Raw genomic sequence first — 12,570 nt, 5'->3', positions numbered from 1 at the left:
CGAGAGGTGATGGAACATGCCGAAAATATTACTTTGTTTTCCGGAGGGAAAGCATAAAGTATTGACGATGAGCTATGACGACGGGAGGGCGGCTGACCGTAAATTAGTCGAGATTTTTAATCGCAACGGGATCAAAGGGACGTTCCATATCAATTCCGGCCTGTTCGGAGCCGGCGATCGGTTGACTGAGGAGGAATCTGTCGAGCTGTATCAAGGTCATGAAGTGTCGGCGCATACGCTAACGCATCCGACGATCGCACGTTGTCCGAAGGAACAGCTGGTTTACGAAATTATGGAAGATCGCAAAAATTTGGAACGCGCATTCGGGTATACCGTCAGAGGAATGTCGTACCCGAACGGATCATTTAACAACCAAATCAAGGAAATGCTGCCGCATCTCGGCATTGAATATGCCAGAGTGGTACAAACGACGAAGGATTTTGCTCTTCCTGATGATTTGTTGGCATGGAGGCCGACTTGTCATCATAATCAGAATCTCATGAATCTAGCCGAAAGCTTCATTTCCCTGCATAAGGTGCAGTATTTATATCTTATGTACGTATGGGGTCATAGCTATGAATTCGATAACGATAACAATTGGGAGCTGATCGAACAGTTTTGTGAGGCAGCGGGCGGTCGAGACGATATCTGGTATGCGACTAATATTGAAATTGTGGATTATTTGCACGCATTCCGCCAGTTGAAATTTTCCGCCGCACAAGATTTCGTTTACAATCCTACGGCCAATTCAGTATGGCTGAGTGTTGATCAGGCGATTGTGGAAGTGAAGGGCGGCGGGCAAACGTGGCTGACATAACGGCCGTGATGGGCTTGTTGGCTATCAAGGCTGCCGGATGTTCGAACGTGTCGAAATAATTATCTTTCTGCTGGAAATGCCCTGTGAAGGGCTTTTTTCGAAAGATAAGAAAGTATAAATTTGGGGGTAACCGGAAGATCACTCCTTGCTTAAGCCAGAAACCAATGAGGATCGGATTGTTGAGACGGAAATCCAGCTGTTTTCATCTTGATGACGTAAAAATCGTGCCCATCTCCAACTGGAGTCCGAAATCACCCAATTGCGGCGAAATGATGTCCAACCCGACTATCCGTAGTCCGAGTTTGCCAACTTGGAGAGTCTATTTGCTCATGTGGCTATATAAAAGCCTCTGCAAGTGTGCTAAGTCGGACTACGGAAAAAAAAGAGAAAAATGACCTTCTTTAAGTAGTTAAAATCGACTTGCGGACGAAAGATGTATCCGGAGTACTACAAGGGAGTACATGGATATGAATACCGGATTGAAGACAGGATAGGAAAAAGAGAAGTGGAAGGCAGCTCAAAGTAGAACAAAAAAAAGGGAATGGATATGGGGCGGAAAAGCGATAGCGGCCGCCTTTGAAATTCGTGTTGATACCGCTAAGTACAATTCAAATAATACGAATTTCAACAGCGGTTGGAACCCCATACCCAATTTCCTCCCCCACGCTCAAACGTGTGGGTTTAGACAAGGACCTAGCCGCAGGCTAGGTTTTTCTTAATTTCATAATAATCACAGCAATCCAATGCAAACGATCGCAAAAAAGTCCCAAGAACTCAAAAAAGTGCAAGCGCGTAATTCTATGGAATACACCTGTTGCAAAAAAGTATGATTGTTCGCACAGTGGAATTTCGTTATGATCCGGTTAGGTAGGGAGGTTGATGGAGATGACTGGGAAGAATGAGCCTATTTTATTAGGAAAATTGGATCTGCGATCGGCGGGTCCGCGCTGCAAAATGCTGCTCGGCGATATTAACGGTGACGGTAGAATGGAGATCGTTATGATTCAGCCGGATGATCGCCAAGATGTCCGTTACATTCCTCATCAAGTACAGTGTGTCACTGCATTCGATTTGCTCGGTAATCTTCTTTGGCAAACGGGTACCCCAAGCAATACGGCAGGCGGACCAGGCTCCGACTATCCGGCACAAATCTATGATTTGGATGATGACGGGCAGCTCGAGGTGCTGTGTGTGATGAATGACCGTTTTTGCCTGCTGAACGGGGCAACGGGTGAATTAAAATCCTCTCACGAGCTGCCAGGTTCTCAAGCTCATGATTGTATCATCATCGCCAATCTGTCAGGCGGAAAAAGACCGAGTGATGTGATTCTCAAAGATCGCTATCACAGGTTATGGGCGATGGATAATAACTTTAACCTGCTTTGGAAGCATGATGGCAATCCGGGTCATTTCCCTTGGGCATTTGACTTGAACGGGGATGGCCGCGATGAAGTTATGGCCGGATATGATTTGCTGGATCCTAAGGGACAGCTGTTATGGAGTTGCAAGGATCTGGATGACCATGCGGATTGCATTTGGGTGGGCGATGTGAATGGAGACGGCCGACCGGAGCTGGTCATTGGAGGCAGCGTGACGGTCATGTATGATCGCAGCGGGCATGAACTGTGGCGTTATGACGGTTCGGTAGAATCGCAGCATGTTGCTTTGGGAAAATTTCGTGACGATCTTCCAGGCTTGCAAATCGCCGGTTTGGATCGGATTGTTCGTGGTGATACGGGAGAAATGTTTACCCAAAGCGGAAAAGATGCACTTTTTCTGCTTGATGGGGCAGGCAAGGAAATATGGAAGGAAGATCGGACGACGGATGGTTGGTTGACCATCATCGAAACACTGAGCGGCTGGGATGATAGCGGCTTGGATTATATACTAGCCTATCGCAGAGGGGGAGGCGTAAATCCCACTTTGTATGATGGGCATATGCAGTCAGTAACGACGTTTCCCTTTGAGGGCTATGTTGTCCATGGCGATTTACTCGGAGTTGACAGTGAACAAGTCATTATTTATGACAATGAAACCGCTTGTATTTTTGCTAGCCAACATCAAGACCTTACAGTGACAACAGGTACACCGTTGCCTCAGGTGAAGAGACTTTACAGCTCGACACTATATCCCGGCGGGGAAGTTTAAGAGGGAGGGGCTTCTATGCTGCCTTATTTTCATGAACAGGAATCCATTTCGAGAAGGACTGCCGGACGTACCGAGGATATATTGGCCGCTGTGGCAGGACGTTTCTTGGGAGCATTCCCGAAGCTGCCGCCCGTCTATCGAACACATAGCAAATTGGGATTCAAAAGAGGGAACGATTGCCGATATGAAATGAATTTATCCGAGAAGTTCCCTCATTTGTTGGATGGACAATATGTGTATGTCTGGGGAAAGTTATGGTGCGATCAGGAGGGGGAGGCGCCCTTCAGTATAAGCTGCTATAGCCCGGTCCACATTTATGTCAATGGCGAGGTGCAATTTCGCTCGAACTTAAATGACGATGTGTTCCCGGATCGTAAAACGGGCTTTCGAACGAAGCTGGTGAAAGGGTGGAATCATTTCGTTCTACGGTTCGTCAAGACGGGAACAGGCTGCGGCGGACGATTCGGCACGGCATCTGTCAAGGGGGCTCCGTTCCACTTCCTTGCGCCAACAGCAGAGAGGGACGGACAAGAAGGCTGGATTTATAGCGTACCGCAGGATTCGGCTTGGACTGCGGTCCCGGGAGAAGGCATGACCGAATCGGCTTCGGGGATTCGCTGGTATCCGCAGTTGGTGTGGTCTGAAGCTAATGCGAACCGAGGTGTTTTATCCAGGTTATTTGGCGGAGATGGCGGCTGTGGCGGTGCTCAAGCCGGAGAATACGCTTATGCATGGTCAAAGTTGACTTATACGGGCGCAACGCCACAGCAAGTCGTTTTGAGCGGAATACATAGTGGACGGTTTACGCTGTTTGTTGACAACGAGCAGGTTCCTCACACGGAGAAACTCGATGGAACGTTCGAAACTTCGCTGCTCCTCACTTTCGGTACGCACGATCTTGTCGTACAAAGTGAGTATCAAGGCGATGATTCGCAGTGGGGGATCATGTTTAATCCCCTTCCTCAACTAAAGGGGCATTCATCAATCTGCTGGACGCAGCCGTATCCGATTGAAGGACTCAAGGAGCCGTGGCTGTATCTGGGACCTTTCGCAGCAGACAAACTCCCTGAACTTCAGCAGCTTTGCCGTGTGGACACATTGTTCGGTCAAGGCGCGAACACGGTTTACTGGCGCGCAGATGAACCAGAAACATGGATCAGGCCTTATTTGGAGAATGGAATGTTCGGCAAATGGAACTATCCGCTTGGGGTCACGTTATATGGATTATTGGAAACGGGAAGGGTACTTAGCAATGATCATTTCGTGACCTATGTGAAGGATCATATCGAAAGCTGTACGAGGCTTGACGCCTACGCATTGTGGGATCAAGAGCAGTATGGCGCTCCCGGCACGAATCATCAGTTGACGCTGATCGATAGCCTTGACGACTGCGGATCATTCGGTGCGACGATGCTGCTGGCACATCAGATACGCGAACTGGAAGGAGTGGCTGGCGCTGCGAAGCGAATTGCCGATTACATTACACGTGTGCAGGACCGGATGCCTGATGGCGCATTGTACCGGGTGCGGGGTACGACCGATTTTATGCAGGATACGATGTGGTGTGACGATTTGTACATGAGTACTCCATTCTTATGCCGATACTACGAAATGACAGGAGAACGATCGTATCTGGATGATGCAGCGAATCAATTCTTATTATATAAGAAACGATTATTTATGCCTGAGCAGAAAATCATGCATCATGTTTATGATTATAAATTCAACAAACCCAATGGCGTAGCATGGGGGAGGGGCAACGGCTGGGTATTATTTTCGTTGACCGAGCTGCTTGCGGTCATGCCGGATGATCATGAGCTTCGGGATGAAGTGCTTTATTTTTACCGGGATCTCTGCGAGGGATATTTGCGTCTGCAGGGGAAGGATGGCTTGTGGCATCAAGTGTTGACCGACCCTGAGTCTTATGCGGAAGCTTCTTGCACCTCGATGTTCATCTATGCATTTTCCCGTGGTGTGCGCTTCGGTTGGCTGACTTCCAAGCCAGAGCCTTACATGCAAGCTGTGCTTACGGGCTGGGACGGTATCGTGAAGCATTGCATCGATAACAAAGGAAATGTATACGGCGTTTGTCGAGAGTCGGGATATTCTTACTCGAAGTCTTATTACAAAGATGAATTAACATGGCAGCTTAATGATACGCACGGTATTGGCATTGTGCTGTTGGCCGGAATCGAAACGATCAAAATGAGACAACATTTTAACCATAACACCACTTAAAAGGAGGCCAAATATCGTATGCAGACGATCCAAGCAGATGTGCTGTTGGAACGGGTTTTTCAGCGCATGATTACGGCGAACAAAGACAATTCGAATGATCATATGAATTTTGATACGTGGGAATGGCCGGTAGGGGTCGCCCTTTACGGTTTATTTAAATACAATAGGATCAACAAGCAGGACCATCATTTGACCTTCATGACCGACTGGTTTGACCGCCATTTGGATAAAGGGTTGCCTAGTAAAAATGTGAATACAGTTGCGCCTTTGCTAACGCTTGCTCATCTTTATGAGCTCAAGCATCGTGAGTCTTACCTTCAAGTGTGTTTGGAATGGACGGAATGGATTATGAAGGAGATGCCTAGGACGGAAGAGGGCGGACTTCAGCATATGACGATTCTCGATGCTAATGATCGTCAGCTTTGGGACGATACGCTGTTTATGACCGTTTTGTTTTTGGCTAAAATGGCGCAAATCACCGGCAGGCAGGACCTGCAGGAAGAGGCCGAATACCAATTTCTGCTGCATATTAAATATTTGTACGATACGCAGACGGGACTGTGGTACCATGGCTGGAATTTTATCGGCAGACATGCCTACAGCAAGTCGCTATGGGCGCGGGGAAATTGCTGGTTCACGGCCAGCGTGGTGGAGTTTATTGAAATTTCCGGTGTTCAGGGGTCAGTGAAGCGCTATTTACTTGAAACATTGCAAGCCCAAGTTGAAAAACTACAAGAACTTCAGGAGCCGGATGGCATGTGGCACACGCTATTAACGGATCGTTCTTCGTATGTTGAAGCTTCCGCAACAGCAGGCTTTGGCTTCGGCATTTTGAAAGGAATCCGTTTAGGTTACTTGCCTGCGCGTTACGCAGAAGCGGGGCGTCAAGCGCTTCAAGCCGTGGTCGATCGCATCGGTGAAGACGGAACGGTTGCCGATGTTTCTTACGGTACGGCGATAGGTCATTCTAACGATCATTATAAGGCCATACCCGTCTGTCCGACCGCATACGGTCAAGCTCTTACGATTATGCTCTTAACGGAAGCGTTGAAACGATAATTTCCCTGGACATAAGCATATTTATCCAACATATTCCTCCCGTTTCTTCCAGCGGGAGGTATTTACATATGCAAATCGGATATTCGAACAAAATAGACTGTTATTTGTACATGGTCGACTATGCAAATCGAATATAATGGCGGCATCGAACTATTTTGTTTGCATTAGTAGGTTAGGGGGGAGCGAACTCGTGCTCACAAAATTTACTCGAAAATGGCTGCCGCGAAGTTCAGTATTTTCTATGGGCAAAGGAACGTTTTATCGAAAAAGCTTAGTATTAATCCTGCTCATTACGTCCATCCCCGGACTTATCACGGGACTTCTCATTTACTGGTTTTCAGGCGGGCGTATTGAAGAGGTCATGGTCCATCTGCACAAAAACCAGATCACGAAGCGGGCAGAGAGCATCGGCGCACAATTTGAGCACTTAGAATTATCGATGTCGCATCTTTCGTTCGAACCGATCTTTGATTTTCGTCTTCTGGAAACGGACTTTTTCCGTCAATTTGAAGTGACGCGCGACATAACAAAGACGTTGATGGTGATGGAAGGATCTATGCCATTGACGGCGAAGCTGGAGTTCTATTTGAGCGGGAGCTCCCCGGTTCAGTTCACTCCTCAATTTAACCTGCTTTCTCCCGATTCGGAAGAGAATCGACAGTTACATGCATGGTTAAAGCAGGATTCGTCTGTGTATTGGAAACTTACGCCATTTCCAACCGATAGTTCAGAAAAGCCCAGTCTAGCCTTAATTCATAAGATTTCCGGCGGTACGATGGATGACTATGGCGTACTTATCGCACGGACGAATGAAGCTCAATTACAGGATTTATTGAAAACGCTAACACCGTATGAAGAGGGTGAAGCGTTTCTTATGCAGGAAGACGGCACCCTGCTCGTTTCATCGAGCGGTCAAGCCACGCCAGAGATGCTGGACGCATTGAAAAAGGAAATCGCAAATCGCGGCCATGGCTCTTCATCTTTTATTTGGAAATGGGGTGCGCTTAAGTATTCCGTTTCTTCCGGTCAGTTTGAGCGAATAGGCACGACTTGGACGTATGTCTCGGCTGCGCCTATGAGTGCGATTACGAGCCCTGTCGTATTCATGTCCAAGCTCATCGTGCAGGTGAGCTGCGCGGGTATGCTGCTGGCAGCAGTTCTGGCTTGGTTCGCTTCAAGACGCATGTATAGCCCATTGGCCCGCTTAATGAGCTTACTTGCTTACGGGAAGCAGCAGGATTCGTCCAAGGGCCGGGATGAATTTCAACTGATCGAAGAAGAGTGGAGTCATTTAACCAGAGAGAGCAAGGCGCTTCAAACTAAATTCGAAACCCAGCTTCCACAGCTTCGGCAAGGTTTCTTGTATCAGCTCATTCAAGGCTATATGGGCTCGTATACGGAGGAAGAACTGCATGAGCGGATGCGCCAATACGGTTGGAATCTGGATAATGACCGGTATTATGTGCTGTTTATCCGCCTTATCGGCATGACTCATGCGAGCGCGATGAGCAGTTTTACGCATGGAGATGAAGGACTGATTAGTTTTGCGGCTGCTAATATTGCCCAAGATGTCGTCAGTGAAAGATTCCAACATTGTCAGGTCATCAACTTCCATGATCTTACCGTCGGCATATTGCTGAAGGTGGATGAAGCGTGGTTGGAAGAGAACAACGGACTATACCCGATCGCGGAATCATTAATTCAAACGTTGAATGCGATTCTGAAGCTGCAGGCAACGATTTCGATCAGCAGCAGTTGTACACAGGTGAAACAACTTCCATGGGTATTTGAAGAAGCGCGCAACGCGTTAAACTACCGGAAGTGGGATGCGGGCAGTCAAATATTGAACGTCCGGCAACTGAAGGAGCAAGAGCGGACACAAGGGGCTTCCTATCCCTTTATGATCGAGCGTGAAATGATTCAAGCTATGCGCACAAGCAAGTTGGATGAAGCGGAGGAGCTGCTGGGGGCTTTTCTGGAAGCATTGACGCAAGGGGCCCCTATTGATTTGAATGTGCGGCAAGGCATTTTGAATTTACTCGGTGCGCTGGAGCGTGAAATCATGCAATCCGGACTCAATCCGAACGATATTCTAGCGCCGGTCAACCGATTCGAGCAGCTTTCGTCGTTGCGGGAGTCTGAACAAATTCGAAAATGGTTCATCACTCAGATCATTCGACCGTTTATGTACGAAATGGAGAGCCGGTCTGATCATAAAATTAAGAAAATCGTCGAGCAGGCCATCCAATTCATCGAACATAATTACATGCGGGATATTTCTCTAGACGAATGTGCCGATGTTTGCGGGGCTAATGTGTTTATGCTCAGCCGCTCCTTTAAACAAGTATCGGGCACTAATTTTATTGATTATTTAACAGACCTTCGGATGGAAAAAGCAAAAGCGCTGCTTCGCAATTCCGAGCAAAAGATTCATGATATTGCCATGCAGGTCGGTTATCAACACAGTTATTTCAACCGGTTGTTCAAAAAATTCGAAGGCGTGACACCGACGCAGTTCCGGGAAAGCTTCCGCAATACTTGAAATTAGAGGCGCTAAGCGTTTTAAACAATGGAATCAATAAAGTTCAAATGAAGCAATAATATCTGAAAGCCTTCCTGGTTGCGCAGCAAAAATGTCCGATAGCAATCAAAAGACAGGTACGCCACAATAAAGCTGTAAACCGAAGTCGACCGGTGAACAACATCAGGTGAAAGTTCAAGACGAAGGGGGAGAAAGATGAACAGAGCGGCATCGACATCCCGGAACGGTGATCTGCCCATCAGGACCCGAATCAGAGCGTTCGAAGGCAGAGTATGGAAACGGCTGAAGCGAGACAAATGGATGTATCTGCTGCTAACGCCGGGACTTCTTTACTTTATTATTTTCAAATATGTACCGATGTGGGGCATTGCGCTCGCTTTCAAAAATTATCAGCCCTTTACCGGTTTTTGGCATAGTGAGTGGGTGGGCCTTGAGCACTTCCGCAACTTCTTTCAAAATCCGGATTTCTTTCGCATTTTGCGCAATACGCTGCTTCTTTCTTTGTACAATTTGATCTTTTTCTTTCCGGCCCCCATTATTTTGGCGCTATTGCTGAACGAGGTACGCAAGGCCTTCTTTAAACGAACGATTCAGACCTTGATCTATATACCTCACTTTATTTCCATGGTTATCGTCGGAAGTATCAGCTATGTCGTCCTGACGACGGAGGGCGGTATTGTCAATGAGTTGTTATTTCAGTTCACGGGTCAAAAGATTAATTTCTTAGCCGACCCCGGCTGGTTCCGACCGATCATTATTATTCAAACGATCTGGAAGGAATGTGGCTTCGGGACGATTATTTTTCTGGCTGCGCTTGCTGGTGTAGATGTGGAGCAGTATGAAGCTGCAGTTGTTGACGGAGCCAGCCGCTGGCGGCAAATGTGGCATATTACGCTCCCTTCGATTCGAAGCACGATCATTATTTTGCTTATTTTGCGCATGGGTGACGTTCTGGAGAATGGCTTTGATCAAATCTATGTGATGCAAAATGCGCTGAACCGTGAAGTTTCAGACGTGTTTGATACGTATGTGTACCTGATGGGGATTACCCAAGGCGCATTTAGCTACAGTACGGCCGTCGGCTTGTTTAAAGCGATAATCGGCGTGCTGCTCGTATTCTCCAGCAACTATTTGGCCAAAAGATTCGGTCAATCCGGCATTTACTAGCATGGAAAGGAGACTGACAGATGAGACGGCATAAGACTGTTCCAGGAGTCGTCTTTGACGGCCTAAACTATACGGTGCTCGCGTTGTTCGCATGCTTTAGCCTGCTTCCGTTTCTATATGTAGTAGCCGGTTCGTTCGCTTCGGATGCGGAACTGACGGCAAGACCGTTCTTTCTCATCCCGCAATCCTTTACATTATCCGGCTACGAGTACATTCTTTCCAGCCCCCCCTTGTTTCGGAGTTTGGCCGTATCGATGGGCATTACCCTTGTGGGTACATTAGTCAATTTGGCTTTTACGGTTACAATGGCCTATCCGCTAGCTCGAAGAGAACTTATGGGGAGAAACACATTTCTGAATATGATCGTATTTACGATGGTTTTCTCCGGCGGACTCATCCCTACGTATCTGGTCGTCAAAGAACTTGGCCTCATCGATTCTTATTGGGCACTGATCATTCCGGGGGCCATCAATGCATTTAATTTAATCGTGGTCAAAAATTTCTTTCAGGAGCTCCCGCCAGGGCTGGAGGAATCAGCTAAGATCGATGGCTGCAATGAAGTCGCGATACTATGGAAAATCGTCCTGCCGCTTTCCAAACCTGTTCTTGCTACATTCGCGCTGTTTTACGCGGTCGGGCATTGGAACAACTTTTTCTCTGCACTGCTCTACATCAATGATGCAGAAAAATGGCCGCTGCAGGTGCTGCTCAGACAAATCGTCATGCTGTCGCAAGGTGCAGGCGACATGTCCCAGCTGGATCCCAGCTTTATCAAACCGCCGGAGCAAACGATCAAAATGGCTGTTATCGTATTAGGCACGCTTCCCATTCTGCTTGTGTATCCTTTTGTACAAAAGTATTTTGCTAAAGGGGTACTGATTGGCTCCATTAAAGGCTGATCAAGATTAATATTATGAATGCTTTACCTATAAAGGGAGGTATGATCAATGGTATTGAAAGCACTTACAAACAAAAAATGGGTCGCTGTAGCGGCGCTTGCATCTTTATCCATGACTACATTGGCAGGCTGCACGGGCAGCACGAACGGAAGCGCCAAGACAGAAGGCGCAACGACATCGAAGCCCGCAGCAGATAGTGACAAAAGTAAAACGGAGCCTAAAAAGCCTCTGGATGTTACCATCATGCTTCCAAACTACAAACCGACATTTCCTAAAGATGACGGTTTGGTAGCTAAGGAAATCGAAAAATTGACTAATGTCGATATGCATTTTGAATGGGTGCCGAATAATACCTACCCGGACAAATTTAATATTACGCTCGCTTCCGGCAAGCTTCCAATGGTTATGGTCGTTCAGGCCAAAAACTCTTCCTTTATTAACGCGGTTCGTTCCGGCGCCTTCTGGGAACTGGGACCTTATATGAAAGACTATCCGAATTTGAGCAAGGCTAATGCCATCGTGAACAATAACATTTCGATTGACGGCAAAATTTATGGCCTCTATCGTTCAAGACCGCTGGGCCGTAATGGCATTATGTACCGTAAAGATTGGCTGAAAAACGTCGGTCTGCAGGAACCGAAAACGATTGACGAGTTTTACAATATGCTGAAAGCTTTCAAAGAGAAAGACCCGGATCAAAACGGCAAAAATGATACATACGGAATGGCCATTTCCAAATTTACCGGTCCTTTCGATATTATGGAGATCTGGTTCGGCCTTCCAAACAAATGGGGCCAGGATGCAAGCGGGAAGCTGCTGCCGACGCATTTGATGCCAGAATATATGGATGCGTTGAAGTTTTTCAAAAAATTGTATGATGAAAAATTGATCAATGCCGATTTCGCCGTCATGGATACAGCCAAATGGAATGATCCGCTGGCGAACGGGCAGGCGGGCGTTATCGTCGATGTGACGGATAATGCGGCGCGTTTGGAAGATAAGATCCACGAAGTGTTGAAAAAAGCGGGCAAAGACGATCCGAGTAAGCAATACATGGAGCTGATGGGAGCCGTGTCCGGACCGAAAGGTTTGCGTAACATGCCAACTTCCGGATATGCCGGCATGGTATCCATATCCAAATCAGGTGTAAAGACGGAAGAAGAACTGCGCCGTGTGTTAGCATTCCTCGATAAAATGAATGAAGCGGACTTGCAAACATTGGCAGAGCGAGGCATTGAAGGCAAACACTATACGAAAGTGGAAGGAGGCATCGAAATCGTTAAGGATACTGCACTCTTGGAGGGGGAAGTGGAAGGGCTGAACCAATTTACCTCCTTTATCCCTGAAAGTCGCTCTCTAAAGGTGAAGCCAACGCCGCTGCGTTTGAAATCCGAAGCGGTACAAAAAGCGAATGAATCCATCGTTGTGCCTAACCCGGCAGAACCGTTGATTTCTAACGTATATACGAAGCAGGGAGCCCAACTTGATCTGATGATCAGCGATGCCCGGACGAAGTACATCGTAGGGCAAATTGATGAAGCTGGCGTAAAAGCTGCCATCGAGTTATGGAAAAAGAGCGGCGGCGATGAATATATCAAAGAAATCAATGAGCTGTATGCTGCGATTAAAAAATAAGCGCTGAAAACGAAAGCGTGTTGCTGCGGATTGCGGGTCTGCCATGACCTTGATCGCAGCGAGGC

Annotated in this window: 8 protein-coding genes; all 8 read left to right on the top strand. The window is 47.4% G+C overall.

Going from position 1 to position 12,570, the window contains the following annotated elements; translation table 11 throughout:
* Nucleotides 1–16 precede the first annotated feature (16 nt).
* The 8 genes from ICC18_RS11945 to ICC18_RS11910 all read left to right on the top strand — a co-directional run bounded on the left by ICC18_RS11945 (nucleotide 17) and on the right by ICC18_RS11910 (nucleotide 12,505).
* Nucleotides 17–817: a polysaccharide deacetylase family protein gene (locus tag ICC18_RS11945; protein WP_188174597.1), complete on the top strand. Its 801-nt coding sequence runs from the start codon at nucleotides 17–19 to the stop codon at nucleotides 815–817.
* Nucleotides 818–1,702: 885 nt separating this feature from the next.
* Entirely contained in the window at nucleotides 1,703–2,965 is a 1,263-nt protein-coding gene (locus tag ICC18_RS11940) for a hypothetical protein (protein WP_188174596.1), read from the top strand.
* Nucleotides 2,966–2,980: 15 nt separating this feature from the next.
* Nucleotides 2,981–5,203: a glycoside hydrolase family 88/105 protein gene (locus tag ICC18_RS11935; protein ID WP_188174595.1), complete on the top strand. Its 2,223-nt coding sequence runs from the start codon at nucleotides 2,981–2,983 to the stop codon at nucleotides 5,201–5,203.
* Nucleotides 5,204–5,221: 18 nt separating this feature from the next.
* Entirely contained in the window at nucleotides 5,222–6,262 is a 1,041-nt protein-coding gene (bglB, locus tag ICC18_RS11930) for a beta-galactosidase BglB (RefSeq protein ID WP_223192479.1), read from the top strand.
* Between the two features lie 190 nt (nucleotides 6,263–6,452).
* Nucleotides 6,453–8,804 carry a helix-turn-helix domain-containing protein gene (locus tag ICC18_RS11925; protein ID WP_312029519.1) on the top strand — a complete coding sequence of 784 codons (2,352 nt, stop codon included), beginning with the start codon at nucleotides 6,453–6,455 and terminating at the stop codon, nucleotides 8,802–8,804.
* 195 nt (nucleotides 8,805–8,999) lie between these two features.
* Nucleotides 9,000–9,971, top strand: a complete 972-nt coding sequence (locus ICC18_RS11920) for an ABC transporter permease (protein WP_188174594.1) — start codon at nucleotides 9,000–9,002, stop codon at nucleotides 9,969–9,971.
* A gap of 20 nt (nucleotides 9,972–9,991) precedes the next feature.
* Complete coding sequence (locus tag ICC18_RS11915) at nucleotides 9,992–10,870, top strand: carbohydrate ABC transporter permease (RefSeq protein ID WP_188174593.1); 879 nt, start codon at nucleotides 9,992–9,994, stop codon at nucleotides 10,868–10,870.
* Between the two features lie 48 nt (nucleotides 10,871–10,918).
* A complete protein-coding gene (locus ICC18_RS11910) occupies nucleotides 10,919–12,505 on the top strand; it encodes an extracellular solute-binding protein (protein WP_188174592.1) in 1,587 nt (528 codons plus the stop codon).
* The last annotated feature ends 65 nt before the right edge of the window (nucleotides 12,506–12,570 follow it).

Origin of the sequence: Paenibacillus sedimenti (genome assembly GCF_014534655.1) — a bacterium.
GTDB classification, from domain to species: Bacteria; Bacillota; Bacilli; order Paenibacillales; family NBRC-103111; genus Paenibacillus_E; species Paenibacillus_E sedimenti.
Note: the sequence above shows the minus strand (reverse complement) of the source record. Positions and strands in the feature narration are given on the sequence as shown.

What these genes read in the sequence shown, in the direction of transcription:
- ICC18_RS11945 (WP_188174597.1), top strand. Translation starts at nt 17, where the DNA reads ATGCCGAAAATATTACTTTGTTTTCCGGAGGGAAAGCATAAAGTATTG.
- ICC18_RS11940 (WP_188174596.1), top strand. Translation starts at nt 1,703, where the DNA reads ATGACTGGGAAGAATGAGCCTATTTTATTAGGAAAATTGGATCTGCGA.
- ICC18_RS11935 (WP_188174595.1), top strand. Translation starts at nt 2,981, where the DNA reads ATGCTGCCTTATTTTCATGAACAGGAATCCATTTCGAGAAGGACTGCC.
- bglB (WP_223192479.1), top strand. Translation starts at nt 5,222, where the DNA reads ATGCAGACGATCCAAGCAGATGTGCTGTTGGAACGGGTTTTTCAGCGC.
- ICC18_RS11920 (WP_188174594.1), top strand. Translation starts at nt 9,000, where the DNA reads ATGAACAGAGCGGCATCGACATCCCGGAACGGTGATCTGCCCATCAGG.
- ICC18_RS11915 (WP_188174593.1), top strand. Translation starts at nt 9,992, where the DNA reads ATGAGACGGCATAAGACTGTTCCAGGAGTCGTCTTTGACGGCCTAAAC.
- ICC18_RS11910 (WP_188174592.1), top strand. Translation starts at nt 10,919, where the DNA reads ATGGTATTGAAAGCACTTACAAACAAAAAATGGGTCGCTGTAGCGGCG.